Source organism: Caulobacter sp. Root1472 (assembly GCF_001426985.1).
GTDB classification, from domain to species: domain Bacteria; phylum Pseudomonadota; class Alphaproteobacteria; order Caulobacterales; family Caulobacteraceae; genus Caulobacter; species Caulobacter rhizosphaerae.
Map to the genome: position 1 here is coordinate 59551 of NZ_LMFX01000034.1, position 25196 is coordinate 84746.

General features: G+C 67.7%; 29 protein-coding genes, 5 tRNA genes and 1 pseudogene. 25 read left to right on the forward strand and 10 right to left on the reverse strand.

The window, feature by feature from the left end; translation table 11 throughout:
- Positions 1-38 precede the first annotated feature (38 nt).
- The 5 genes from plsX (at position 39) to ASD47_RS19325 (ending at position 3203) form a co-directional block, all read left to right on the forward strand.
- On the forward strand, positions 39-1130 hold the full coding sequence (gene plsX / locus ASD47_RS19305) for a phosphate acyltransferase PlsX (RefSeq protein ID WP_235525956.1): 1092 nt from the start codon (positions 39-41) through the stop codon (positions 1128-1130).
- Entirely contained in the window at positions 1127-2104 is a 978-nt protein-coding gene (locus ASD47_RS19310; RefSeq protein ID WP_056760013.1) for a beta-ketoacyl-ACP synthase III, read from the forward strand. The genes plsX and ASD47_RS19310 overlap by 4 nt, the downstream gene beginning before the upstream one ends.
- A gap of 190 nt (positions 2105-2294) precedes the next feature.
- Positions 2295-2597 (forward strand): integration host factor subunit alpha, encoded by a 303-nt coding sequence (locus ASD47_RS19315; protein WP_012287059.1) that lies wholly within the window; start codon positions 2295-2297, stop codon positions 2595-2597.
- 15 nt (positions 2598-2612) lie between these two features.
- Positions 2613-3041, forward strand: a complete 429-nt coding sequence (locus tag ASD47_RS19320) for a MerR family transcriptional regulator (protein ID WP_056760015.1) — start codon at positions 2613-2615, stop codon at positions 3039-3041.
- A gap of 85 nt (positions 3042-3126) precedes the next feature.
- Positions 3127-3203, forward strand: a tRNA-Pro gene (locus tag ASD47_RS19325).
- 99 nt (positions 3204-3302) lie between these two features.
- Here ASD47_RS19325 and ASD47_RS28310 read toward each other — a convergent pair.
- From ASD47_RS28310 to ASD47_RS19335, 3 genes and pseudogenes are all read right to left on the reverse strand, one after another.
- Positions 3303-3364: pseudogene (locus ASD47_RS28310) on the reverse strand (hypothetical protein); the annotation flags it as partial.
- Positions 3365-3388: 24 nt separating this feature from the next.
- A complete protein-coding gene (locus tag ASD47_RS19330; RefSeq protein WP_056760017.1) occupies positions 3389-3616 on the reverse strand; it encodes a DUF2842 domain-containing protein in 228 nt (75 codons plus the stop codon).
- On the reverse strand, positions 3613-3876 hold the full coding sequence (locus tag ASD47_RS19335; RefSeq protein WP_056760019.1) for a GlsB/YeaQ/YmgE family stress response membrane protein: 264 nt from the start codon (positions 3874-3876) through the stop codon (positions 3613-3615). The genes ASD47_RS19330 and ASD47_RS19335 overlap by 4 nt, the downstream gene beginning before the upstream one ends.
- A gap of 137 nt (positions 3877-4013) precedes the next feature.
- On the opposite strand from ASD47_RS19335, the gene ASD47_RS19340 reads away from it, so the two are divergent.
- The 6 genes from ASD47_RS19340 (at position 4014) to argC (ending at position 9202) form a co-directional block, all read left to right on the forward strand.
- A complete protein-coding gene (locus ASD47_RS19340) occupies positions 4014-5045 on the forward strand; it encodes a COX15/CtaA family protein (protein WP_056760021.1) in 1032 nt (343 codons plus the stop codon).
- 190 nt (positions 5046-5235) lie between these two features.
- Complete coding sequence (locus ASD47_RS19345; protein ID WP_056760022.1) at positions 5236-6741, forward strand: alkaline phosphatase; 1506 nt, start codon at positions 5236-5238, stop codon at positions 6739-6741.
- A gap of 183 nt (positions 6742-6924) precedes the next feature.
- Complete coding sequence (gene rplM, locus ASD47_RS19350; RefSeq protein WP_028040416.1) at positions 6925-7398, forward strand: 50S ribosomal protein L13; 474 nt, start codon at positions 6925-6927, stop codon at positions 7396-7398.
- Positions 7399-7401: 3 nt separating this feature from the next.
- On the forward strand, positions 7402-7875 hold the full coding sequence (rpsI, locus tag ASD47_RS19355; RefSeq protein WP_028040415.1) for a 30S ribosomal protein S9: 474 nt from the start codon (positions 7402-7404) through the stop codon (positions 7873-7875).
- 70 nt (positions 7876-7945) lie between these two features.
- Entirely contained in the window at positions 7946-8242 is a 297-nt protein-coding gene (locus ASD47_RS19360) for a hypothetical protein (protein ID WP_056760023.1), read from the forward strand.
- A 6-nt stretch (positions 8243-8248) separates the two neighbouring features.
- Entirely contained in the window at positions 8249-9202 is a 954-nt protein-coding gene (argC, locus tag ASD47_RS19365; protein ID WP_056760025.1) for an N-acetyl-gamma-glutamyl-phosphate reductase, read from the forward strand.
- Between the two features lie 9 nt (positions 9203-9211).
- On the opposite strand, the gene ASD47_RS19370 is transcribed toward argC, so the two are convergent.
- The 4 genes from ASD47_RS19370 to soxR are packed head-to-tail and all read right to left on the reverse strand — an operon-like array spanning position 9212 to position 11063.
- Positions 9212-9598, reverse strand: coding sequence for a type II toxin-antitoxin system VapC family toxin (locus ASD47_RS19370; protein WP_056760028.1), 387 nt, complete (start codon positions 9596-9598; stop codon positions 9212-9214).
- Positions 9595-9849, reverse strand: coding sequence for an AbrB/MazE/SpoVT family DNA-binding domain-containing protein (locus tag ASD47_RS19375; protein ID WP_056760031.1), 255 nt, complete (start codon positions 9847-9849; stop codon positions 9595-9597). Before ASD47_RS19375 ends, ASD47_RS19370 begins: the two co-directional genes overlap by 4 nt.
- A 60-nt stretch (positions 9850-9909) precedes the next feature.
- Positions 9910-10539: a DUF1287 domain-containing protein gene (locus ASD47_RS19380; RefSeq protein ID WP_056760032.1), complete on the reverse strand. Its 630-nt coding sequence runs from the start codon at positions 10537-10539 to the stop codon at positions 9910-9912.
- 53 nt (positions 10540-10592) lie between these two features.
- Complete coding sequence (gene soxR / locus ASD47_RS19385; RefSeq protein ID WP_056760034.1) at positions 10593-11063, reverse strand: redox-sensitive transcriptional activator SoxR; 471 nt, start codon at positions 11061-11063, stop codon at positions 10593-10595.
- A 77-nt stretch (positions 11064-11140) separates the two neighbouring features.
- Between soxR and ASD47_RS19390 the strand changes: the two genes are divergently transcribed.
- Positions 11141-11497 (forward strand): antibiotic biosynthesis monooxygenase, encoded by a 357-nt coding sequence (locus ASD47_RS19390; protein ID WP_056760036.1) that lies wholly within the window; start codon positions 11141-11143, stop codon positions 11495-11497.
- A 102-nt stretch (positions 11498-11599) separates the two neighbouring features.
- On the opposite strand, the gene ASD47_RS19395 is transcribed toward ASD47_RS19390, so the two are convergent.
- Positions 11600-13612, reverse strand: coding sequence for a class I poly(R)-hydroxyalkanoic acid synthase (locus tag ASD47_RS19395; protein WP_162251682.1), 2013 nt, complete (start codon positions 13610-13612; stop codon positions 11600-11602).
- Positions 13613-13707: 95 nt separating this feature from the next.
- Here ASD47_RS19395 and ASD47_RS19400 point away from each other — a divergent pair, with 95 nt between their 5' ends.
- The 13 genes from ASD47_RS19400 to ASD47_RS19460 all read left to right on the forward strand — a co-directional run bounded on the left by ASD47_RS19400 (position 13708) and on the right by ASD47_RS19460 (position 23307).
- Positions 13708-14193, forward strand: a complete 486-nt coding sequence (locus tag ASD47_RS19400; protein WP_056760038.1) for a hypothetical protein — start codon at positions 13708-13710, stop codon at positions 14191-14193.
- Positions 14194-14302: 109 nt separating this feature from the next.
- Entirely contained in the window at positions 14303-15523 is a 1221-nt protein-coding gene (locus tag ASD47_RS19405; protein WP_056760040.1) for an LL-diaminopimelate aminotransferase, read from the forward strand.
- 43 nt (positions 15524-15566) lie between these two features.
- Complete coding sequence (locus ASD47_RS19410) at positions 15567-16856, forward strand: homoserine dehydrogenase (protein WP_056760042.1); 1290 nt, start codon at positions 15567-15569, stop codon at positions 16854-16856.
- 52 nt (positions 16857-16908) lie between these two features.
- Positions 16909-17862: a class II fructose-bisphosphatase gene (glpX, locus tag ASD47_RS19415; protein ID WP_056760044.1), complete on the forward strand. Its 954-nt coding sequence runs from the start codon at positions 16909-16911 to the stop codon at positions 17860-17862.
- 146 nt (positions 17863-18008) lie between these two features.
- Positions 18009-18983 carry a class 1 fructose-bisphosphatase gene (locus ASD47_RS19420; RefSeq protein ID WP_056760046.1) on the forward strand — a complete coding sequence of 325 codons (975 nt, stop codon included), beginning with the start codon at positions 18009-18011 and terminating at the stop codon, positions 18981-18983.
- 239 nt (positions 18984-19222) lie between these two features.
- Positions 19223-21037, forward strand: a complete 1815-nt coding sequence (recJ, locus tag ASD47_RS19425) for a single-stranded-DNA-specific exonuclease RecJ (RefSeq protein WP_056760048.1) — start codon at positions 19223-19225, stop codon at positions 21035-21037.
- A 69-nt stretch (positions 21038-21106) separates the two neighbouring features.
- Positions 21107-21181: transfer RNA gene (locus ASD47_RS19430), tRNA-Glu, on the forward strand.
- A gap of 54 nt (positions 21182-21235) precedes the next feature.
- A tRNA-Glu gene (locus tag ASD47_RS19435) sits at positions 21236-21310 on the forward strand.
- A gap of 173 nt (positions 21311-21483) precedes the next feature.
- Positions 21484-22086, forward strand: coding sequence for a stationary phase survival cold shock domain protein CspD (gene cspD, locus ASD47_RS19440; RefSeq protein WP_056760050.1), 603 nt, complete (start codon positions 21484-21486; stop codon positions 22084-22086).
- Positions 22087-22179: 93 nt separating this feature from the next.
- Positions 22180-22692: a DUF192 domain-containing protein gene (locus ASD47_RS19445; protein ID WP_056760480.1), complete on the forward strand. Its 513-nt coding sequence runs from the start codon at positions 22180-22182 to the stop codon at positions 22690-22692.
- Between the two features lie 75 nt (positions 22693-22767).
- A tRNA-Pro gene (locus ASD47_RS19450) sits at positions 22768-22844 on the forward strand.
- 47 nt (positions 22845-22891) lie between these two features.
- Positions 22892-23197 (forward strand): ETC complex I subunit, encoded by a 306-nt coding sequence (locus tag ASD47_RS19455; RefSeq protein WP_056760052.1) that lies wholly within the window; start codon positions 22892-22894, stop codon positions 23195-23197.
- Between the two features lie 33 nt (positions 23198-23230).
- Positions 23231-23307: transfer RNA gene (locus tag ASD47_RS19460), tRNA-Arg, on the forward strand.
- An 86-nt stretch (positions 23308-23393) separates the two neighbouring features.
- Here ASD47_RS19460 and ASD47_RS19465 read toward each other — a convergent pair.
- Both ASD47_RS19465 and ASD47_RS19470 read right to left on the reverse strand, forming a co-directional pair.
- Entirely contained in the window at positions 23394-23933 is a 540-nt protein-coding gene (locus tag ASD47_RS19465; RefSeq protein WP_056760054.1) for a DUF4142 domain-containing protein, read from the reverse strand.
- A gap of 150 nt (positions 23934-24083) precedes the next feature.
- Entirely contained in the window at positions 24084-24761 is a 678-nt protein-coding gene (locus tag ASD47_RS19470; protein ID WP_056760056.1) for a hemerythrin domain-containing protein, read from the reverse strand.
- Positions 24762-25196: the final 435 nt, after the last annotated feature.

Sequence of the window (25196 nt, forward strand, 5' to 3'; positions counted from 1 at the left end):
AAGGGGCGGTGCGCCGCTACAGGAGCCGATAGCGCCTCGTGCCTAACCCCGTAGTCATTTCGATCGACGCCATGGGCGGGGATCACGGTCCTTCCGTGATCGTGCCCGCCGTGGCGCTGGCCGCCAAGAGCCTGCCCGACGTCCGCTTCCTGCTGCACGGCGACGAAGCCCAGCTGAACGCCCAGCTGGCCAAGTGCCCGGACGCCCGGACCGTCAGCGAGGTGCGCCACACCGACAAGGCCATCTCGATGGAGGAGAAGCCCGCCCAGGCCATGCGCCGGGGCAAGGGCACCAGCCTGTGGAACGCGGTCGAAGCGATCCGCGCGGGAGAGGCCGCCGCCTGCGTCTCGGCCGGCAACACCGGCGCCCTGATGGCGATCTCCAAGCTGATCCTGCGCATGGGCGCCAATCTGGAGCGCCCGGCGATCGTGGCCAGCTGGCCGACGATGCAGGGCGTCTCGGCGGTGCTGGACGTCGGCGCCAATGTCGAGAGCGACGCCAAGCAGTTGATCGAGTTCGCGATCATGGGCGCGGCCTTCCACCACGCGGTGCACGGGTCCGAGCGCCCGACCGTGGGCCTGCTCAATGTCGGCTCCGAGGACCAGAAGGGCCATGAGGAGGTGCGCGAGGCGCACGCCATCCTCAAGGAAACCAGGCTGGACTTCGACTATCGCGGCTTCGTCGAAGGCACCGACATCGCCAAGGGCACGGTCGACGTGGTCGTCACGGACGGCTTCACCGGCAATGTCGCCCTGAAGACCGCCGAGGGCCTGGCCCGGTTCTTCGGGGCCGAGATCAAGGCCACCCTGACGTCCGGCCCGCTGGCCATGCTGGGGGCGCTCATCGCCTCGGGCGCGCTGAAGAAGATGCGCCGGCGCCTGGATCCGGGCCGCGTCAACGGCGGCCCGCTGCTGGGCCTGAACGGCATCGTGGTCAAGAGCCATGGCGGCGCCGACGCCCTGGGCTACGCCTCGGCCATCCGCGTGGCGGTCGACCTGGCGCGCAGCGACTTCTCGGCCGAGATCGAACGCAATCTGAAACGTCTGACCGAAACCAGCCTCAAAGGCGGTGCAGAAGAGGAAAAGGCTGGAGGCGTGTCGGGCGCCGAAGGCCAGGGAGCTTCCGAGTGAGCGTAATTCGTAGCGCCGTCACCGGCGTCGGGGCCTATCTGCCGGACAACATCGTCACCAACGACCAGTTGGCCGAAACGGTCGACACCAGCGACGCCTGGATCGTCGAACGCACCGGCATTCGCCAGCGCCACAAGGTGGCCGACGACCAGCCGGTCTCGGACCTGGCCTTCCGCGCCGCCCAGCAGGCGCTGGAGCGGGCCGGCAAGACCGCCGCCGACGTCGACCTGATCATCGTGGCCACCACCACGCCGGACATGACGTTCCCGGCCACGGCCACCATCGTCCAGCGCAAGCTGGGCGCGCCGGTCGGCATCGCCTTCGACGTCCAGGCCGTCTGCTCGGGCTTCGTCTACGCCCTCAGCGTCGCCGACGGCTTCGTGGCCCGGGGGCATTCGAAGTGCGCCCTGGTGATCGGGGCCGAGGCCATGACCCGGCTGATGGACTGGACCGACCGCGGCACCTGCGTGCTGTTCGGCGACGGGGCTGGGGCGGTGGTGCTGGAGCCGCGCGAAGGGCAGGGGACCACGGCCGATCAGGGCGTGCTCGGCTTCGCCCTGCGGGCCGACGGCACAAAGCAGGAGCTGCTCTATGTCGACGGCGGCCCGTCGACCACGGGCACGGTCGGCAAGCTGCGCATGCTGGGCAACCAGGTGTTCAAGCACGCGGTGATCAACATCTCCGAGGCGATCCACGCCGCCGCCAAGGCGGCCGACGTGACGATCCCCGAGGTCGACTGGTTCATCCCCCACCAGGCCAACCAGCGCATCCTGGCCGGGGTCGCCCATCGGGTCGGCATCGACGAGGACAAGGTGATCTCGACGGTCGCCCTGCACGCCAACACCTCGGCCGCCTCAATCCCCCTGGCCTTCGCCCAGGGAATCGCCGACGGTCGGATCAAGCCGGGCCAGCTGCTGCTGCTCGAGGCGATGGGCGGCGGGTTGACCTGGGGCGCCTGCGTTCTGCGACTTTGAAGCCAAGCTTCGCCGTTTTAAGTCGCCAGCTTGCGTGATCGTCTCAAGTCCTGGCGCTCAGCCTTTGACTCCATGCGATAATCACGGCATGCAGGCTGGAGTTGATGAGAGCGCGTTGCAGAAACACGGGGCTCCACCCCGTCCGAGGCGCGCGCTCTGGGGTTTGTCAATCCAGCGTAAAGGGGGCGTCATGAAAGGCGCGACATTGACCCGGGCCGATCTCTGCGAGGCGGTCCATGAGGAAGTCGGTCTGACCCGCCAGGACTGTGCGGGCCTGGTCGAACGCACCCTGGATCTGGTCGCCGAGGCGCTGGAGAAGGGTGAGACGGTCAAGCTTTCCGGCTTCGGCGTCTTCCAGGTGCGCGACAAGCGGGCCCGCATGGGCCGTAACCCCAAGACCGGCGAGCCCGCCGAGATCGAGCCCCGCCGGGTGATCGGTTTCCGGGCTTCGCAGGTCATGAAGGCGCGAATCGACCGCGCCCTCGGCGGCTAAGAAGGAATTGATGCGGTGGCGAAGGGGCCCAACGCCTTCCGCACGATTTCCGAAGCCGCCGACGAGCTGGGCGTGCCGCAGCACGTCCTGCGCTTCTGGGAAACCAAGTTCTCGTTCATTCGCCCGATGAAGCGGGCCGGCGGGCGGCGGTTCTACCGCCCGCAGGACATCGCCGTGCTGAGCGGCGTGCGCGCCCTGCTGCACGCCGAGGGCTACACTATCAAGGGCGTGCAGAAGCTGCACCGCGAGCAGGGCCTGACCCACGTGATCGCCGCGGGCCTGGGCGACAACGGCTCGGCCTCGCTGGACGCCCTGGCCGTCGCGAGCCTCGATTCGCTTCCGCGCGGCGACCTGGCCGACGAGGCGCGCGACCGGCTGGTCCTGGCGCTGGACGACCTGCAGGCCGTCAAAGCCCGGCTGGACGGGCTTTTGCGAGGCGCCTGAGGGGCGCTTCAAATCCCTGGGAATTGCCCGAGAAATCCCATTGCCCCCGGCAAGGCTCGCACCTATAAGGGCGCTCCTTCCGGATCGGAGCGTGGCGCAGCCTGGTAGCGCACTTGACTGGGGGTCAAGGGGTCGCAGGTTCGAATCCTGTCGCTCCGACCATTTCCTCCTCGTGAGGATTTGAGACCGGAAGAATGGAAAGGCCGCCCTCCGGGGCGGCCTTTTTCGTTTCGATGCTGTGCGTCCTTCGAAGCCGCTTCGCGGCGCCTCAGGATGAGGAACTCTGTTGCTCTGAATTCCTCATCCTGAGGTGCGAGGCGCAGCCGAGCCTCGAAGGACGCACGATGTCAGCGCCCGACGGGCTTGTCCGCCTTGCCCATCCACGACATCAGCGGCATCAGCGGCAAACCCCAGCCCAGGCCGGCGACCACGAAATAGATCAGTTGGACGGCGCGATTGTCCGGCAGGAAATCGTAGAGGCTGGTGAAGGCCCAGATCCAGGCGCCCAGGAACACCAGTATGCCGATCCCGCCGATCAGTTTGCGCAGGCGGGCGGGAATGAGGGGAGCGCTCAAGCGGGTCTCCGGAAGATGCTCGAAAAGATGCCGAGAACGGCCAGGAAGAAGATCGCGCCCACGCTGGAGACCAGCAGGCTGCCGAGGAAGCCGTCGAACCTCAGGTCCAGCCGCTGGGCGATGAACGTCCCGATGAACGAACCGACGACGCCGATCAAGAGCTTGGTGAACAGCCCGTGGTGGCGGGCCAGCACCAGGTCGGCCACCCAGCCGGCCAGGATGCCGATCACCGCGGCCACAAAAACGCCAACCCCGCTCATCCCGGTCTCCGATCCAGCACAGGGCATCATCGCATGTGAGGCCCTACGCGTCATGAGGCATGGACGGCCGCGCATGTCGGGCGTACGGCAAGGCTTCGCCGTATTTCGGCCCCTAACAGGCGTTCTTTCCGGCTGTCATGACGTCCTTCCTGCGTTCCGATCGTTCAAGGCCCGTGGCCGTGTGGCTGTTCGTCGTGGCCGTCCTGGTGTTTGGCATGGTGGTGGTCGGGGGCGCGACGCGCCTGACCGACTCCGGCCTGTCGATCACCCAGTGGAAGCCGATCATGGGCGCCCTGCCGCCGATGTCGGACGAGGCCTGGCGGGCCAATTTCGAGCTCTACAAGAAGATCCCGCAGTACAGGCTGGTCAATGCCGGCATGACGCTGGAGGCCTACAAGGGCATCTTCTGGTGGGAGTGGGCGCACCGGCTGCTGGGGCGGCTGGTTGGGGTGGTGTTCGCCATTCCGTTCGTGTTCTTCCTGGTTCGGCGGATGATCCCCCGGCGGCTGATCTGGCGCTGCGCGGTGCTGCTGGGCCTGGGCGGGCTGCAGGGGCTGGTCGGCTGGTGGATGGTGTCCAGCGGCCTGTCCGAGCGGGTCTCGGTGGCCCCCGAGCGGCTGATGATCCACCTGGGCCTCGCCCTGGCGCTGTTCGTCTTTCTGATCTGGACCGCCCTGGACGCCTGGTCCGGCTCGCCGCGCATCGAGGAGCGCACCGACTGGCGCGGCTGGGCCCTGGGTTTCCTGGGCGCGGTGTTCTTCCAGAGCCTGCTGGGCGCCCTGGTGGCCGGCAATGACGCGGGCCTGGTCTATAACGACTGGCCGCTGATGAACGGCGCGCTGATCCCGGCCGAATACGCCGGCCACGGCTTCTGGGGCACCATCGCCCACAGCCAGGGGGCGGTGCAGTTGCACCACCGGCTGATGGCCTACGCCCTGTTCGTCGCCGCCATCGTCCTGGGCGTCGCCGCGACCCGCTCGCGACGACTGCCCGAGGAGGCCAAGCTGACCGCCTTCGTCCTGGTCGGCGTCGTCTGCCTGCAGGCCGGTCTGGGGATCTGGACCCTGATGTCCGCCGTGCCCCTGGCGCTGGGCGTGTTGCACCAGGCCGGGGCGGCGATCCTGCTGGCGACCGCCACGACTTTCGCCTGGCGGGTGAGGCGGCCTTAGGCTTTGCGTCCTTCGAGGCTCGCCTTTGGCTCGCACCTCAGGATGAGAAGCGTGGGTCGTCTCTGATTTCCTCATCCTGAGGCGCTCGCGCAGCGGGCCTCGAAGGACGCACGGCTTTCGAAGCGACCGCTCAAAGAACTGTCACGAAACGCCAGCACAGGACGTCCGACGTCCTTGCTGGAGCTTTTCCGTGACCCGCGCCTCCCTGTTCCTCGCCGCCGCCCTCGTCGCCGTTTCGGCCGCTCCGGCCCTGGCCGCGCCCAAGCCGGCCGCCAAGCCGGCCGCGCCGGTGACCAACGCCGCGCCCGGCGACGCCTACTACCAGGCCGGCCAGGTCGCCTTGGCCAAGGCCCTGACGATCAATCCCCGCACCGGCAAGGCCAAGAACGTCATCCTGTTCCTGGGCGACGGCATGGGCGTCTCGACCGTGGTGGCGAGCCGCATCTACGAAGGCCAGCAGCGCGGCGTCGACGGCGAGAGCAACGCGCTGTCGTTCGAGAAGCTGCCATGGACGGCGTTGTCCAAGACCTACAGCCACGACACCCAGGTGACCGACAGCGCCGCCGGCATCACCGCCATCACCACCGGCGTGAAGACTCGCAACAAGGTCATCGGCCTGAGCGGGGCGGCCAAGCCCGAGAGCTGCGCCAGCGAGGCGGGGACCCGCGTCGAGACCATCGCCGAACTGGCCAAGGCCCACGGTCTGTCGGCCGGGGCGGTGACCACCACCCGCATCACCCACGCCACTCCAGCGGGGGTTTACGCCCACACCGCCTATCGCGACTGGGAAGGCGACGGCGACATGCCGACCGACGCGGTGGCCGCCGGCTGCAAGGACATCGCCCGCCAGCTGGTCGAGGCCCCGGCCAGCCTGCGCCTGGACGTGGCCCTGGGGGGAGGGCGCTCGCGCTTCCTGCCCGACGCCAAGGACGGCAAGCGCGCCGACGGCCGCGACCTGACCGCCGAATGGCTGAAGGCCCCGAACGCCGCCTATGTGACCACCGACGCCGAACTGGCGGCGCTGGACCCGGCCAAGACCGGGCCGGTGCTGGGCCTGTTCGCCAGCGAACACCTGCCCTACGAGGTCGAGCGCCCGGTGTTGGGCCAGGGCGTGCCCACCCTGGCGGCCATGGCGACTAAGGCCGTCGACTTGCTGTCGAAGAACCCCAAGGGCTACTTCCTGCTGGTCGAGGGCGGCAAGATCGACATGGGCAGCCACCTGAACAACGCCAAGCGGACCCTGACCGAGACGGTCGAGTTCTCCAAGGCGGTCCAGGCGGTGCTGGACAAGGTGAACCTGGACGACACCCTGGTGATTGTCACCGCCGACCACAGCCACGGCCTGGTGATCTCGGGCTATGCCGTCCGCAACGCCCCGATCCTGGGCCTGGCCGGCAACGAGGGCGAGCCGGTCGTGGCCGGCGACGGCAAGCCCTACACGGTGCTCAGCTTCGCCACCGGCCCCGGCGGCCCCGAGGGCGGCGGCTCGCGCGCCGATCCCTCCAAGGAGGACACCGACGACATCGACTACCACCAGAACGCCGTCGCCAACCTGCCCAGCAGCGCCCACTCGGGCGAGGACGTGGGCGTGTTCGCCGACGGGCCGGGGTCGTACCTGGTCCATGGCGTGGTGGAGGAGAGCTATCTCTACCAGATCATGCGCCATGCCTACGGGTTCGACGGCGACGCCAAGTAGGAAGCCAACCCGCGGTGAGGTATTATGATACCCCACCGCGAAATCCCTTGTTCTGTAAGGGTTTGCGGAGTTTCTTGCGCGCGCATTGTTGACAGGCCGCGAACCGTCCTGTACCTGCCGCCCCTCACGCAGACGGAGCCGCTTTCCTTGGCCCCCGACGCACAAGGAATACGGATCAATCCCATGCAAAAGACCACGGCTTCCCTGAAGCCCGCCGAGGTCGAGAAGAAGTGGATCGTGGTCGACGCCCAGGACGCCGTTGTCGGTCGTCTGGCGACGTTCATCGCCATGCGTCTTCGCGGCAAGCACCGGCCCGACTACACCCCGCACGTCGACTGCGGCGACTTTGTCGTCGTGATCAACGCCGACAAGGTCAAGTTCACCGGCAAGAAGCTGGACGACAAGGTCTATTATCGCCACACCGGTCACCCGGGCGGCGTCAAGTCGACCACCCCGCGCAAGCTGCTGGAAGGCCGCTTCCCGGAACGCGTCCTGGAAAAGGCCGTCGAACGCATGCTGCCCAAGGAAAGCCCCCTGGCGCGCAAGCAACTGACCCACCTGCTCATCTACAACAACGGTGAGCACCCGCACCAAGCGCAGAGCCCCGAAGTGATCGATTTCGCTTCGCGCAACGCCAAGAACACCCGGAGCGCCTAAGTCATGTCCGAAGCTCAAGGCTTTGACGCGCTGGCCAGCCTGTCCAGCAACCCCGAAGCGGCCGCTCCGGCCGTCCAGAAGCTCGACGCCCAAGGCCGCGCCTACGCGACCGGCAAGCGCAAGAACGCGATCGCCCGCGTCTGGATCAAGCCCGGCAAGGGCACGATCACGATCAATGGTCGCGACCAGGAAGTCTACTTCGCTCGCCCCGTGCTGCGCATGATGATCGCCCAGCCCTTCCAGGTCACCGACCGTGAAGGCCAGTTCGACGTCGTCGTCACCGTGGAAGGCTCGGGCCTGTCGGGCCAGGCCGGCGCCGTGCGTCACGGCCTGTCCAAGGCCCTGACCTACTACGAGCCCGGCCTGCGCACCCTGCTGAAGCCGCACGGCTTCCTGACCCGCGACAGCCGCGTCGTCGAGCGTAAGAAGTACGGCAAGGCCAAGGCCCGCCGCAGCTTCCAGTTCTCGAAGCGCTAGCGCGTCTTCTACGCGTTTGGAAAGGGGCGCTTCGGTTTCGGCCGGAGCGCCCTTTTTCTTGGAGCACGTCATGCGCTTGCAGCCGGATTCGGGATGGCCGTCACAATGGCGCGATATCGCGGACACGGACGAAGCGGTTTTTCTGACCGACGAGCTCTATCGCGAAATGCTGTTCGGCCATTCCCTGCATCACTTGGCGCCCGTCGCCCTGGCGCGGCGGAATGACAATGACGACGTAATTTTCCTGGCTTCCGATGGCCGGATCGCCCAGGTGCACCTGACATGGGCCGAACGTGAACCCGGTTGGCCCATCGTGGTGTTCCACTCGACCTTAGACGACTGGGCGGTCGCCCAGATCGAGGAGTGATTTGGTATGGCGACCTTGCCGAAAGTCTTCATCGACGGCGAAGCCGGCACCACGGGCCTGCAGATCCGCGAGCGCCTGGTCGGCCGCAAGGACCTGCAACTGGTCTCGATCGACCCGGACAAGCGCAAGGACCCCCAGGCCCGCAAGGCGATGCTGAACGGCGCCGACGCGGTGATCCTGTGCCTGCCCGACGACGCGGCCAAGGAGGCCGTGGCGCTGGTCGAGGACCCGAAGGTCAAGGTGATCGACGCCTCGACCGCCCACCGCACCGCGGCCGGCTGGACCTACGGCTTTCCGGAACTCGATGAAGAGCAGCGCGGCAAGGTCGCCTGGTCGACGCGGGTGTCCAATCCAGGCTGCTATGCGACGGGCGCCATCGCCCTGGTCCGGCCGCTGGTCACCAACGACATCATCGCCGCCGACCTGCCGCTCTCGTTCAACGCCGTGTCGGGCTACACCGGCGGCGGCAAGGCGATGATCGCCGAGTTCGAGGACGAGACCTCGTCGAACTACACCAGGGTTCCCTACCGCATCTACGCCACGGGCCTGAACCACAAGCATCTGCCCGAAATCCAGGCCCACGGCGGCCTGCTGACCCGCCCGATCTTCACCCCGGCCGTCGGCCGCTACGCCCAGGGCATGCTGGTCGAACTGCCGCTGCACCTGAGCATGCTGAACGGCAGTGTCTCCATGACCCAGATCCACGCCGCCCTGGCCGACCACTACGCGCGCGAAGCCTTTGTCGAGGTGGCGTCGCTGAATGAGTCCAAGGGCCTGACCACGCTGGACCCGGAAGGCTTGAACAACACCAACCGCCTGAAGCTGTTCGTGTTCGGATCGGAGACCAGCGGCCAGGTGCGCCTGGTGGCCCTGCTCGACAACCTGGGCAAGGGCGCGTCCGGCGCGGCGGTCCAGAACCTGAACCTGATGCTGGGCCTGAAGGAAGGCGCGGGGCTTTAGGACCGGCCTCTAAGGCGGCGACGCGAAGCCGTCACTGAGCGCGGCGAAAGTCCTGTCGAAAGTCGCCAGACGATCGCACTTCGCGCGCTTGGCCTCGAACAGCACGCAGCCGTCGGCGAAGTCTCCGCCCCTCGCGAGCATTTCAAGCCCGGCTTCGAAAGCCGGGCGATCGATCGCAACGGATTGGATCCCCGCGATACTTCGCAAGGCGGTCACGATGCTCGCTGTCGGCATCCTGTAGGACCGGCGCAGCGCCCAAACGACTTCGCACAGCGTGATGATCGGAATGAAGACTTCCTCGGCTCGGTCGAGAAGGCGCTCGACTTGATCGACCTGGGCGGCATCGTCGTCGACGACCAGCCGCACAAGCAGATTGGTGTCGAGCGCGACCCTCATTCGCCGTTGGCGCCAGCTTCGATCGCGTCCTGCATTTCCTCCAGGCTGACGACCCGTTGGCCAGGGCGTTTCAAGATGCCACGCAGGCTGGAGAGCTTCGGCGCGCGATCGTGAGCCGCGATGATTTCGACCCGTCCGTTCGGCAGAAGGTTTACGCCAACCTTCTGGCCTGGGCGCACGCCCAGGTGGTCGAGCACCGAACGCTTCAGCGTGATCTGGCCCTTGGCGGTGACGGACAGTTCGACGGCCATTGGAAAGCTCCCTTGGGGCGGCCGATTGTAAGGCGCCGAGTGCCTTACTTCAAGTTCACCTCACGCCCGCCAGCGATAGTGCCCGATCGCTGTGTGGAGCTTGAACATCCACAGCGGCTCCTCGCGCGCGCCGCCGCCGATGTTGTGGACCACCCGCACCCGCTCGGGGCCTTCGCTGACCACCCCAATGTGCGGCCGGCCACCCCAGACGCGCCAGGTCAGGATGTCGCCGGGGAGCGGATCGTCAAAGCGGTCGCCGGCGGCCCTGTCCGGCGCGAGGGCCAGGCGGGCGCGCTGGCGCGTCAGATAGGTCTCCAGGTTCAGCACCCGGCGGTGGTCGATGTTGGAGTCCGGCCCCTTCAGTCCCCAGGCTCGCCGGGAGGGATAGGCGTCGAAGTTTCGGCTCATGTCCTCGTGGACCAACTGCTGCAGGTCCACGCGCCAGGCGTCGCGCGCGGCGCGGATCAGGACGTCGGCGCAGACGCCGGTCGAGCGCAGCACGTCGCCGTAGGGGTAGGGGATCGCGCGGTAGCTGGGATCGTAGTCCTTGGTCACGCCGACCTGACTGCGCGCGGCCTGGGCCAGACGCTCGCCGCTGGATGCAGGGCTTGGCCGCGCGCGGGCTTGGCCGACGCCGGTCAGAGGCGTGGCGACCAGCATGCCCAGAGCGGTCCGGCGGTTGAGTCCCATGCCGCAAAGCTCCAGTACAATCCTGGCGAGTTTTGGGCGAACCTCGCGCGCGATCAGCCGGCCTCGGGCTCCAGGAGCCGGGGGCCGGGGCCCTGCGCGCCCAGCACGTCCTGCGGGTTGCGTAGCGGACACGCCTTGAGGGACAGGCAGCCGCAGCCGATGCAGTCGTCCAACTGATCCCGCAGCTGGCTCAGCGTGCGGATGCGGTCGTCCAGTTCGGCCCGCCAGGCGCGAGACAGCTCGGCCCACTCCTCGGCGGTCGGCGCGCGGCCGTCGGGCAGGCGGGCTAGCGCCGCCTGGATCGCGGCGAGGGGGATTCCCGTGCGCTGGGCCACCTTGATCACCGCCACCCGGCGTAGGATCCCGCGTGGAAAACGCCGCTGGTTGCCCTCGGTCCTCAGGCTGCGGATCAGGCCTTTGGCCTCGTAGAAGTGCAGGGTCGAGACCGCCACGCCGCTGCGCCTGGCCACCTCGCCGACGCTCAGCGTACCGCCGGGAAGGACGGGTTCATCGATCCTTGGCATTGGCGCTTGACCTCAACTTTGGTTGAGGTTTTACACGGGAGGCTCCTTTCACGGCAACGCCTTTTCCAGGAGCTTCCATGACCACGCTCACCATTCCCGATCGCGCCACGGTCGCCGCCGCCCTGTCCGATCCACCGGTCTTTAGCATCAGCATCATCCAGACCAAGCCCGGCAGGTTCGATGAGTTCGTCGCCCTGCAGCACGCCCAGTTCATGCGGGTGCGCGGCCAGGTCCAGGGCGTGCGCGGCAGCCGGATGCTGAAGTCGCCGGCCAAGGGCGTGGTGGTGCTGATCTCGTCATTCGAGACGGCCCAGGACGCCGAGCGTTTCCGCCGGGACCCACGGTTCACCGAGCATCTGGAGCGCGTGCAGCCGCTGATCGACCGCGCCGAGGCCATGCCGGTCGAGCTGGCCTACGAGATGGGGCTGATCTGAACGGGGCTCACACAGGGTTTGATGAGCCAATCCTCACGATGTCATCCCGGAAAGCTTCTGCGAGCCTTCCGGGATGACGGGCGATCCGAATTCGATTTGACACTATGTCGCCGGGTTCGACCGTACCCGGACATAGCTGCCGGGGGCGTCCTCGAACGGCTTCAGCGGCCCCTTGGCCGGATCACGGGCCGGAACCTGCTTGCCGGACTTGGCTTTCAGCCACGTCGCCCAGTGCGGCCACCACGAGCCGGGATGCTCGACCGCCCCAGCGCGCCAGCCTTCGACGGAACCGGGCAGGTGCTCGTTGGTCCAGTGCTGGTATTTGTTGGCGTCCGGGTGGTTGATCACGCCGGCGATATGGCCCGATCCAGCCATGGTGAAGGTCACCGGCCCGCCGAACGCCCGCGCGCCGCGATAGACGCTGCGATAGGGCGCGATGTGGTCGTCCTTGGATGACTGCACATAGATCGGGGTCTTGACCTTCGACAGGTCCAGGGTCTCGCCGCCCAGGGTCAGGCGGCCCTGGGTCAGGGCGTTGTCCTTGTAGAAGTTGCGCAGGTAGTAGAGGTGCAGGACCTTGGGCATGCGCGTCTGGTCGGCGTTCCAGAACAGCAGGTCGAACGGCCGGGGCTCCTTGCCCATCAGGTAGTTGTTGATGAAGAACGACCAGATCAGGTCGTTGCCGCGCAGGCTGTTGAAGGTGTCGGCCATCGACTGACTGGGCAGGTAGCCGCCCTGGCGGTCGATCTGCTCCTCGATGGTCTTGATCCAGGCCTCGTCCGTGAACAGCAGCAGGTCGCCGGCCTCGGAGAAGTCCTGCTGGGCGGCGAAGAAGGTGGCCGAATTGATCCGCTTGTCCCCCTTGGCGGCCATGTGGGCCAGGGCGCAGGACAGCAGGGTGCCGCCGATGCAGTAGCCGACGGTGTTGACCCGGTCGACGCCGCACTGGGTCATCACCTGCTGGCTGGCGTCGTAGATCCCCTCGAACATGTAGTCCTCGAAGGTCTTGTCGGCCTGGCGGCTGTCGGGATTGACCCACGAGGCCACGAACACCGTGAAGCCCTGGCCGGTCAGCCAGCGGATCATCGAGTTCTCCGGGCGCAGGTCCAGGATGTAGAACTTGTTGATCCACGGCGGGAAGATCAGCAGCGGGATCTCGTGCACCGTCTCGGTGGTCGGGGTGAACTGCAGCAGCTGCAGGATGTCGTTCTGGTAGACCACCTTGCCCGGGGCGGTGGCGACGTTCTCGCCCACCTTGAACTTGGCCAGATCGGTCTGGCTGATCGCCAGTTGGCCGCCGCCGCGCTCCAGGTCGGCGGCGAAGTTCTTCATGCCGCGCACCAGGCTCTCGCCCTTGCTCTGCATCACCTCGCGCAGGGCCGCGGGGTTGGAGATCAGGAAGTTCGATGGCGAGAAGGCGTCGGTCAGCATCTTGGTGAAGAACTCGACCCGGCGCTTGGCGCTGGGATCGACGCCCTCGGCCTGCGAGACCAACTCGTTCAGCCAGTTCGACGACAGCAGGTAGCTCTGCTTCATCATGTCGAACATCGGGTTGGAGGCCCAGTCGGGGTCGCTGAACCGTTTGTCGCCTTGGGCGGGGACCACCACGGGCTGGGTCGGCTCGCCGGTCATCTTGCGGGCCGCTGACTGCCAAAGGTCCATGTAGCGGCTGAACAGGTCGGCCTGGGCGCGCAGCAGGCGGTCGGGCTGGGCGGCCAGGCTGGTCATCACCTCATTGAAGGCCGGACCGACGTGGAAGGGGTCGGGGCTGAGGGCGGCGGGGCGGTCGGCCTGGCGCAGGGCGGCCTCGGCGATCGCGCCCTGGGCCGTGACGGCGGCGCGGGCCAGGTTGGCCGACAGCGTCTCCAGCATCTGGCGCTGGTCGGGCGACAGGAAGGCCTCGAAGTCGGGCAGGGCGCCGGCGACGGGCGGCGGATCAGGACGCTCGGGGCGCGTGGCCGATTCGGCCGCCTTGGCGCGGGAGTCCGGCTGCGGGTCGGCTTTCGGCGGAACCTTCGGCGCGGGCTTGGCCTTGGTCTTGGCGGCGGTGGCCGTCGCATCGGCCCCGGCGGCCGGCTTTTTGCGCGGTTTGGGGGAGGTTTCGGTCGTGGCCATGGACTTCCTTCCACCGTGTTCTCTTGGACCATCTCGCCTTGGCGGTTCGGATGGCCTTTCGCTCGACGCGATCATCGCATAAGACCTGAGACAAGATGAACGACGAAACCGGTAAAATCGTACGTCTTGGCGTACTCTTTCGCGGCGCGGCCCAAGTCAGCTTGCTGGTGGGCCTGCTGGCGGGACTGACCGCGTGCGCCTCGTCGATCTCGCCGTTCACGCCGCCGCCGGCCGATCCCAGCTCCCCGGTGGCCGCCGCGGCCAACGCCGCCGCCAAGGATTCCAAGGACGCCGTCGCGCCGCGCTTCATCGACATTCCGGCGATCCCGACCGACGTGCGCACGCCCGTCCAGTTCAAGAAGGCCGTGGGGGCCGAGAAGATCGCCGCCGACAAGCTGAAGCGCGAAACCGCGCCCAGCACCTGGACCCTGTCCGACACCGAAGGCTATGCGTCCAAGGCCCGCAAGATCGGCAAGGCGCCGCCCAGCGACATCCCCACCGACGCCGACCGCGCCGCGACCGAAGCCTTCGCCAAGGCGGCGCGCGACCGAGCTACCGCGCCTCCGTCCAAGCCCCAATAGGGCGACGGAGGCATAAAATCCCCGTAACTGGCTTGGCTAGGCCCCGCTCGGGGTCTATCCATGCCCGACATCCGCTCCCGGCGCGCCGCTGCGGCGCAATGAGCATTTCATGACCTCCGATTTCCACCGCATCCGTCGCCTGCCGCCCTACGTCTTCGAAGAAGTCAACAAGATCAAGGCGCGCCTCCGCGCCGAGGGCACCGACATCATCGACTTCGGCATGGGCAATCCCGACATGCCCACGCCCAAGCATATCGTCGACAAGCTGATCGAGACCGCGCGCGACCCCAAGGCCGGCCGCTATTCGGCGTCCAAGGGCATCGCCGGCTTGCGCAAGGCCATGGCCGGCTATTACGGCCGCCGGTTCGGCGTGAAGCTGAACCCCGACACCGAAGTGATCGCCACCCTGGGCTCCAAGGAAGGCTTCGCCAACCTGGCCCAGGCCCTGACCGCGCCCGGCGACGTGATCATCTGTCCCAACCCCGCCTATCCGATCCACGCCTTCGGCTTCATCATGGCCGGCGGCGTCATCCGTCACGTGCCGGCGCTGTCGCCCGAGCAGTACCTGTCCAACATCAGCCGCGCCGCCAAGCACTCGGTGCCGCCCGCCAGCGTGCTGATCCTGTCCTATCCGTCCAACCCGACCGCCCAATGGGTGGACCTGGACTTCTACAAGGACGCCGTGGCCCTGGCCAAGAAGCACGAGCTGCTGGTGATCAGTGACGTGGCCTATGGCGAGATCTATTTCGACAACAACCCGCCGCCCTCGATCCTGCAGGTCGACGGGGCCAAGGACATCGCCGTCGAGGTCAATTCGCTGTCCAAGACCTACGCCATGGCCGGTTGGCGCGTGGGCATGGTGGTCGGCAACGCCCGCATCTGCGCGGCCCTGGCGCGCGTGAAGTCCTATCTGGACTACGGCGCCTACACCCCGGTGCAGGTGGCCGCGGCCGCGGCGCTGAACGGCCCGCAGGACTGCGTCGACGAGATCCGCGGCATCTACAAGAGCCGCCGCGACACCCTGGTGTCGTCGATGAAGCGCGCCGGCTGGGACATCCCCAACCCGCCGGCCTCGATGTTCGCCTGGGCCAAGATCCCCGAACAGTTCGAGGCCGCCGGCTCGATGCTGTTCTCGCGCCTGCTGATCGAGGAGGCCGGCGTCGCCGTCGCCCCCGGCATCGGCTTTGGCGAGTACGGCGAGGGTTATGTCCGCATCGGCCTGGTCGAGAACGAGCAGCGGATCAAGCAGGCCGCCCGTAACGTCAAGAAGTTCATCGCCAACGCCGACACGATCCTGGCCAAGGCGCACAACAAGATGGAACAGGTCTAGGGCGCGGACGCGCTGCCCGGCCGCAGAGTTTAGGAATGCGAACATGACCCAGAAGACCTGGCGCGTCGGCGTGGCCGGCCTCGGCACCGTCGGCGGGGGGCTGTTGCAGTTCCTGGCCGAGCAGCCGGACTTCGCCCCGGCCGGCGACCGCGCCGTGGTGACGGCGGTCTCGGCCCGCTCCAAGTCGCGGCCGCGCACGGTCGACATCTCGGGCCTGGCCTGGTTCGACGACCCCGTCGCCCTGGCCTCGTCGCCGGACGTTGACCTGTTCGTCGAGCTGGTCGGCGGCAGCGACGGTCCGGCCAAGGCCGCGGTCGAGGCGGCCCTGAAGCTGGGCAAGCCGGTGGTCACCGCCAACAAGGCGCTGATCGCCGAGCATGGCGCCGAACTGGCGGCCTTGGCCGAGGCCAACGACGCGCCGCTGCTGTTCGAGGCCGCCGTGATGGGCGGCACCCCGGCGGTGAAGATGCTGCGCGAAGCCATGGTCGGCGACGAGGTGATCGGCGTGGCCGGCATCCTCAACGGCACCTGCAACTTCATCCTCAGCGAGATGGAGAAGGCCGGCCGCGACTTCGCCGACGTGCTGCGCGAGGCGCAAGGGCTGGGCTATGCCGAGGCCGATCCCACCATGGACGTCGGCGGCTTCGACGCCGGCCACAAGATCAGCATCCTGGCCGCCTTGGCCTTCGGCTGCGCGCCCAAGTTCGACGCCGCCGAGATCGAGGGCATCAGCGACGTCGAGCTTCTCGACATCAAGCTGGCCAAGGACCTGGGCTATCGCATCAAGCTGGTGGCCGGCGCCGCCAAGAGCGACGACGGCGTGGCCGTGAAGGTGCATCCGTCTCTGGTCCCGCTGGAGCATCCGCTGGCCCAGGCGGGCGGGGCGCTCAACGCCCTGTTCATCGAGGGCAAGCGGATCGGCCGGATCTTCATCCAGGGGCCGGGCGCGGGCGCGGGCCCGACCGCCGCCGCCGTGGCCGCCGACATCGCCGACGTGATGACCGGCGCCAAGCGGCCGGTGTTCCAGGCTCCGGCCGGCCAGCTGAAGCCGTTCGTGGCCGTCGATCCGGCCCGCTCGGTGGGCAAGGCTTACTTGCGGATCATGGTCCGTGACGAGCCGGGGGCGATCGCCGCCATCTCCGAGACCCTGGCCGAATGCGCCGTGTCGATCGACAGCTTCCTGCAGAAGCCCGTCGAGGGGGCAGGGGGCGTGCCGATCGTGCTCGTCACCCACGCGACGCCCGAATCCAACCTGCTGGACGCGATTAGTCGCATCGAAAAGCTGCACGCCGTGCTAGAGCGTCCCCGCCTTTTGCGCGTCGCGCGCATCTGAGAACCGCGCAAAGCGGTCGGACCAAAAGCCTCGCATAGGCTGGGAGACGTTGATGAGTTCGAAGACCCTGGACCGCGCTCTGGTTCTGGATGCGGTCCGCGTGACCGAAGCCGCCGCCATCGCCTCGTGGACGATGGTGGGCCGGGGCGACGAGAAGGCCGCCGACCAGGCCGCGGTCGACGCCATGCGCAACGCGCTGAACGAACTGGCCATCGACGGCGAGATCGTGATCGGCGAGGGCGAACGCGACGAAGCGCCAATGCTCTATATCGGCGAGAAGGTCGGCACCGGCAAAGGTCCGAAGATCGACATCGCCCTCGACCCGCTGGAAGGCACCACCCTGACGGCCAAGGCCATGCCCAACGCCCTGGCGGTGATGGCCTGGGCGCCCAAGGGCAGCCTGCTCAACGCCCCCGACACCTATATGGACAAGATCGCCTGCGGCCCGGGCCTGCCGGCCGGGGTGATCGACCTGGACAAGTCGCCCGCCGACAACATCCGGGCCGTGGCCGCCGCGAAGGGCGTCGCGCCTGACCAGATCACCGTCTGCGTGCTGGACCGTCCGCGTCACGCCGAGATCATCGCCAGCATCCGCGCGGTCGGCGCGCGGCTCTATCTGATCACCGACGGGGACGTGGCCGGGGTGATCGCCACCACCGACCCCTCGACCGGCATCGACCTCTATGTCGGCTCCGGCGGCGCGCCCGAGGGCGTGCTGGCCTGCGCGGCCCTCAAATGCGTCGGCGGCCAGTTCCAGGGCCGCCTGCTGTTCCGCAACGGCGACGAGCGCGCCCGCGCCGCCAAGTGGGGCATCACCGAACTCGACAAGAAGTACGACCTGCACGAGATCGTCCGCGCCGACGCGATCTTCGCGGCCACCGGCGTCACCTGGGGCAACCTGCTGGATGGGGTGACCTACAAGGGCGGTTTCGTCCACACCCACACGCTGGTGATGAACTCGTCGACCGGCACGGTGCGCGAAGTGCGGATGAAGCGGAAGGCCTAGGCCTTCCGTCCAACACCGACGCCGGTCCATCGCCGCAAAATGCGTCACGACAACATCCTAGAGCAGGGCGTCGATCCAACCGGATCGGAAAACCCTCCGCGCGCGCTAAGGTCGCGCCGAATCCCTTCTGCAGTACGAGGCTCTCCATGACCACGCTGACCGATCTGGCCGGATGGCTCGCCAACGAACCGGCGAGCGACGATGTGAAAACCGTCGTGGCCGTGGTCGCCGGCGCCTGCGCCGAGATCAGCAAGGTGGTGGCCTCCGGCGCGATCCTGGGCAATCTGGGCGCGGCCGGCCTGGTCAATGTCCAGGACGAGGAGCAGAAGAAGCTCGACATCATCACCAACGACATCCTGCGCGACGCGCTGAACGGCTGCCCGCTGGTGGCCGGCCTGGCGTCCGAGGAACTGGAAGTGATCGAGACCACCGGCGCGGTCGGCGGCTACCTGGCCACCTTCGATCCGCTGGACGGCTCCAGCAACATCGACGTCAACGTCTCGGTCGGCACGATCTTCTCGATCCTGCCCGCCCCGGCCGGCGTGGCGCCCAGCGAGGCGGACTTCCTGCTGCCGGGCCGCCGCCAAGTGGCCGCCGGTTATGCGGTCTACGGCCCGCAGACCATGCTGGTGCTGACCTTGTCCCAGGGCGTCGTGGCCTTCACGCTCGACGCCGACGGCGCCTGGCTGCTGACCCATGGCCAGGTGGCGATCCCGGCCGACACCGCCGAGTTCGCGATCAACATGTCCAACCAACGCCACTGGGCCGAGCCGGTGCGGGGCTATATCGACGGCTGCCTGCAGGGCAAGGCCGGGCCGCGCGGCAAGAACTTCAACATGCGCTGGGTCGCCTCGATGGTGGCCGACGTCCACCGCATCCTGATGCGCGGCGGGATCTTCCTGTACCCCTGGGACGCCCGCGAGCCCGACAAGCCGGGTAAGCTGCGGCTGCTGTACGAAGCCAACCCTATGTCGCTGATCGTCGAGCGCGCGGGCGGTCGGTCGACCGACGGCGTGAATCCCATCCTCGACATCCAGCCCACCAAGCTGCACCAGCGCGTACCGGTGGTGCTGGGCTCGGCCAACGAGGTGGCGTTGGTGGCGGAGATGGCGGCGCGGTGAGCTGAAGCCGGGGACATGCCCTTGCGGCGTGTCCCCACCGGCGGGCGCGGCGCTTGTTCATGGGGACACGCCGCAAGGGCATGTCCCCGAGCACCGCGTCCGTTTCTGACGCACCGACGCCCTATCTTCCACCCTCGCGCCACATGGAGCGAATCCGCCAAAGGGCGTAGGTTCGGGAGATGACCACGACAGCCAAGCTCCTCATCTCCAGCAGCCTTTCCACGCGCGAGGGCTGAGCCATGGCCGACGGACACGCCGCCCTCGCATCTGCCCACTTCCTCGACGTGGCCCGCTCCATCAGCGGCCGGGCTTGGCGGGAGCGACCCGGCGATGCGGCCGTCGCCCGCAGCCACCAGCAGCTCCATGGCCTGTCCGAGCCCCTGGCCCGCGCCCTGGCCTCGCGCGGCGTCGGCGTCGACCACGCCGAGCACTATCTGCGCCCCACCCTGAAGGCGCTGTTTCCGGACCCCTCCAGCTTCACCGACATGGACCGCGCCGCCGAGATCCTGATCGACGCGCTGGAGAGCGGACGGCCGACCATGGTGTTCGCCGACTACGACGTCGACGGCGCCACCAGCGCCGCCCAGCTGGTGCGCTGGTTCCGGCACATGGGCGTCGAGCTGCCGATCTATATTCCCGACCGCCTGACGGAGGGCTATGGCCCCAGCCCGGCGGCTTTCAAGACCATCCGCGACAGCGGGGCCGAGCTGGTGGTCACCCTGGACTGCGGGGCGGCGGCCTATGACGCCATCGCCAGCGCCGCCACCATCGGCCTCGAGGTCGTGGTGATCGACCACCACCTGATGCGCGAGGACCCGCCGGCCGCCGCCGCCGTGGTCAATCCCAATCGCCCGGGCTGCCAGAGCGGGCAGGGCGTGCTGGCCGCCGCCGGCGTGACCTTCGTCCTGCTGGCCGCCCTCAACCGCGAGGCCCGCAAGCGCGGCCTGTTCACCGACGAGCGGCCGCAGCCCGACCTGCGCCAATGGCTGGACCTAGTGGCCATGGGCGAGGTGTGCGACGTCACCCAGCTGGTCGGCTTCAACCGCGCCCTGACGACCCTGGGCCTGCGGACGATGTCCAGCTGGGGCAATCCGGGCCTGAAGGCGCTGTTCGAGGTCGGCAAGGGCTCGGGGCCAGCCTCGGTGTTCCATGCCGGCTTCATCCTGGGTCCGCGCATCAACGCCGGCGGACGGATCGGCCGCTCGGACCTGGGGGCGCGCCTGCTGTCCACCGACGACCCGCTGGAGGCCCGGGCCCTGGCCGAGGAGCTGGACGGCCTCAACACCGAGCGCAAGGCGGTCGAGGCCGCCGTGGTCGAGGAAGCCGCCGCCCTGCTCGAGCGCGGCAGCAACTTCGATCCCGACGCCCCCGTCATCGTGGTGGCGGGGGAGGGGTGGCACCCCGGGGTGATCGGCATCGTCGCTGGTCGCCTGCGCGAGCGTTATCGCAAACCGGTGGTGGTGATCGGCGTCGACCGCGCCGCCAATGTCGGCAAGGGCTCGGGCCGTTCGCAGCCCGGCGTCAACCTGGGCGCGGCGATCCAGGCGGCCTTCGAGGCGGGCCTGCTGATGGCCGGCGGCGGCCACGCCATGGCCGCGGGCCTGTCGATCCGCCCTGATTCGATCCCCGAGTTTCGCGCCTTCCTGGAAGAGCGCCTGGCGGGCGAGATGGAGGCGGTGGGCGTCGAGGGGGTCGAGATCGACGCCCTGGTCCAGCCGCGCGCCGCTAACCGCGCCCTGTGGAGCGAGTTCCAGCAGCTGGCGCCGTTCGGTCCGGGCAATCCCGAGCCGATGTTCGCCCTGGCCGGCGTGCGTCCCGAGCGGATGATGGCGATGAAGGGCGGCCACGTGCGGGTCGACCTGGTCGGACCGTCGGGCGACCGAATCAAGGCGATCTCCTGGCGCTCAGCCGAGACCCCGCTGGGCGAGCGCCTGCTGTCGGGCGGCGGCGCCCTGCATGTCGTGGGACGTCTGAAACCGGACGATTACATGGGCCGGGAAGGCGTCCAGCTGGAGATCGAGGACGTCGCCGACCCCCGCATGCGCACCACCTGAAAAAACTGCTCTTCGTCGCTTGCGCCCCGGGGGGAAGCTTTGTATATCGCCTGCTCTTCGCGGCCACGTGGTCCCTTCGTCTATCGGTTAGGACGCCAGATTTTCATTCTGGAGAGAGGGGTTCGACTCCCCTAGGGACTACCACCGCGAAGCGTACTTGGACTTTACATGCGAATACCCGCCTAATGCAGGCGCCGTGGTCCCTTCGTCTATCGGTTAGGACGCCAGATTTTCATTCTGGAGAGAGGGGTTCGACTCCCCTAGGGACTACCACCCACCACGGACATTTCAGGTTGATGTCGGTCTAGCTGCTGCGACGAAATGTCGCGCGGTGGTTCTGGTCGCGCCGTGACGTCAATTGGTTATTGACGGCGCTCGCCTCGCGAGAACAGTGTTATTCTGTGGTGCTCGCCCCCTGGGCTGTCTGGGCGAGCCAGAGGGGCGGAATGTCTGGTTTCGATTTCGAGGACTCGGGATCGCATGAGGAATTCGTGCGTATCAGCGGTCGCGTAAAGTGGTTTGATACCGGCAAGGGGTACGGCTTCATCGTCCCCGACGATCCAGGCCAGACGGGCCTGAAGGACGTGCTGCTGCACGTCACCTCCTTGCGCAACTGTGGTCGGGAGACGGCCTTGGAGGGCGCGATCATCGTCTGCGACGTGGTCAAGCGCCCCAAGGGCTGGCAGGTGTCCGAGGTGGTGGATCTGGATGAAAGCGCCGCCAGCGTCCCCATGGAGCGTCCCAAGCGTCCGTTCGGCGAGGGCGGCATGGGCCTGCGTCGCGACGGCTTCCGGTCGGGAATCGACAGCGGCCGCCAGGCCTTGGAACCGGTGGGGCCGGCCGAACGCGCCAAGGTGAAGTGGTTCAACCGCACCAAGGGCTACGGCTTCGTCGTTCGCGACGGCCAGCCGGGCGACATCTTCGTGCATATCGAGACCCTGCGTCGCGGCGGTCTGGAAGACCTGCAGCCGGGCGACGATGTGATGGTGCGCTTCGCCGAGGGGCCCAAGGGCCTGGTCGTCGCCGAGATCACGCCGGGCGACGATTGAGAATCGCAGGCCGGCTTTCGCCATTGCGCCACGACGTCGTAGGATCGCCGCGCGGCGGGACGCAGCGATGATGACGAGGCGCGTGTGAGCTTGATGACGACGATCGGACGGCGAGTGCTGGCGCTTGCCGGGCTGGCCCTGGTTGCGGGGATTCTGGCGGCGGCTCCGGCCCAGGCGTGGCAAGCGCGGGCCAAGCCGGCCGCTGTTGCCTCCACGCCCTCCAGCAAGCTCGACACGGTCGAGATCCTGACCAGCCGGGGACGGGCCAAGTTCACGGTGGAACTGGCCGTGACCAGGGCCGAGCAGGCCAGGGGCCTGATGTTCCGCAAGGCCTTGGCCCCCGACCGCGGCATGCTGTTCCCGTACAAGCCGCCCCAGCGCGCGGCGTTCTGGATGAGGAACACCCTGATCCCGCTGGACATCCTCTACATCGCGCCCGACGGCCGCGTGCTGTCGATCGCCCGCAACGCCGTGCCGCACGACGAAACGCCGATCCCCTCGGGCGGCGTCGTCGGAGGCGTGCTCGAGATTCCCGGCGGCCGCGCCGCCCAACTGGGCATCCTGCCGGGCGACCGGGTGCTCAACAAAATCTTCCCGAAAGGCTGACTTCATTTTCGGTTTTGGGCGCCCGTTCCATTTGCTCCCGGCGGCGAAGCCCTGTAGAGCAGCCGCTCGGTGTTTCGGAGCGTAGCGCAGCCTGGTAGCGCATCTGGTTTGGGACCAGAGGGTCGCAGGTTCAAATCCTGCCGCTCCGACCACCTAGACCCCTTTTCGAGGGGGCGACGTCCGACCTGGAGAGGCTTTCATGCTCGCCCGCATCTACCGCCCCGCCAAGACCGCCATGCAGTCCGGCAAGGCCAAGACCAAGGACTGGCTGCTGGAGTTCGAGCCGGCCTCGGCCAGACGCTCGGACCCGCTGATGGGCTGGACCCAGTCCAGCGACATGAACGGCCAGGTGCGCCTGAGCTTCGAGACCCGCGACGAGGCCGTGGCCTACGCCCAGCGTCACGAGATCCCGTTCCAGCTGTTCGAGCCCAAGACGCCCAAGCGGATCATCAAGGCCTACGCCGACAACTTCGCCGCCGGCCGCAAGCAACCCTGGACCCACTAGGACTTCCACCTCAAGCTTCCCCAAGGGGCTTGCGCGCCCTTAGCTCAGCTGGATAGAGCACTCGCCTTCTAAGCGAGCGGTCGCTGGTTCGAATCCAGCAGGGCGCGCCATTCCCGCACAAAATCCGGCGCCGTTCGTTGAGACGGTTGGAGATCAGCTGAACCTGACAGGCGGCAAGGGGCCAAGAAGCTCTGGGCTAGCTCAGGGAGCGCAGATGCTTGGCCATCTGGAGATGTTGCTCCAGCGGCGGCGCGGCTCCGGACGCCATGCCGCGAAGAACTTCATTCTCGCCCTTCTCCGCGTAGCCTCTGTGAAGCGTCAAAGCTTCCTGGTGGGCGGCCGTCTGCTGGGTCAGGAACACCTCATCGAACGCGTCGTCCGATGCGGCCTGCAGGTCGTCCAGCATGCCCTTGCGTCGTTCGTCCAACCTGGGTTCGGCGACAGCTTCCAGCCCGGCGAGCTTGACCTTGGCGGCCAGGATCTCGGCCGAGCGGCTATGATCCTCGATCAGCATCTGGGCAAAGCTCCGCACCTGGGGCGAGCCGGTCCTCTGCAGGGCGATGCGGCCGGCCTCGATCTCGTAGAGATCGCTCGCGCTCGCGTTGGCGACACAGGCCTCGGCGTCGTGGGCCCCGAGCGTTGAGGCCGACGCCATGCCGACCATCGCGCCGATAGCGTCCTGGGCCCGGTCTACAACGCCGTGGACGTTGGTAGGATCATCTGGGGTCTGGGTCATCTTCCAGAGAAAGCCGCCTGCACCGGCGCGTTGCCATGAGCGTCAAATGTTTGGTCGAGCGCCGCCGGCCCGCGAGGCGGCTTCCGAAGCAGCATTCAGGACGCCGGCGCGTGACGCGGGCGCTGACAGCCTAATTTCAGCCCTGGAGGTTCAGGCGGAAGGGCCGGCTTCGTCCTGCGTTCGTTCACCCAGCTGCAGCGGACCGGCGTCGTTGCGGCCGACTTCCTGGAGATCGCCGTCGGGCTCGTCGCCTGCGGCGGCGAACGAGCGTGGCTCGGCCTGGGGCGCGGCCGGTTCAGCGACGCCGAAGACGTAGCGTCGGTACTCCTCGCCGAACCGCTGCGTCAGGAAATCCTGGTCGGGGGCTTTTTCCTTTAGCTCCAGGAACCAGGTTCCTTCCTCCTCGAACATGTGGTGGAGGACCGCGCCTTCGATATGTTCGAGCTTGTCGCGCCAGGCCTCGGCGGCCGGGTCGATGCGCTCCAGCTCGGCCATCTGCATCTTGGCTGTGGTCTGCTCCGTATAGGCCAGGCCCGCATGGGCCTTCTCGCCATTCTTGGCCAGGGCGGGATAAAGAACGACCTCTTCGGCCAGGGAATGGCCATTGAGCACCGTCGCCAGGGCGCGGAAAGCGGCCAGCCGGTCTTGGGCCGACGCGGCCTCGCGCGCCGCCGCGAACGAGGCCCGGATCTGGCCATGGTGATCAAGGGCCATGCTGAGCCAGTCCCCAGGCGTGGCGTTGTCTCGCGCCTTGGCGGTGGCCTTGGCGCGGGCCTCTTCGGTTTCGGGCGGGGTGATCGCCCCGAGCACTTTATCGACGATGGACATGTTGCGGCTTTCCTTGGAACGCAGGTTTCCGGCGGGAAAACGCGCGACGAGAGGTGGAGGCGCCGCCCGGTGTCATTTGGAGGGGGCGACATGCCCATCCAGGGCGCGTGTCGTCAGTGCACGGCGTCCGACGGGCTGCGACCGCCGAATACGCCCTTTGGGCTCGAAGGGCGGCGTTCGGGCGAGCAGGCTTTCTTGTTCCGGGCCGCTCCGGGAAGAGTGGGGCCCGCCAGGTTGGCGAGCCCCAAGTCGGGAGGAGAGCCGTTCACACGGTCAGTCAAGGGAAGCTACTGGCGGGTCGTTCCTGCGCTTATCATTCGATATTCGGGTCGATCTACGCTTGCCCGTTTGGATCTTTTGCAACACTAGGAACGATTGCGGGGCTCTCTTTTGTTTACGAATAGACAAAACGATAGATTGTCGTGAACCCGATGC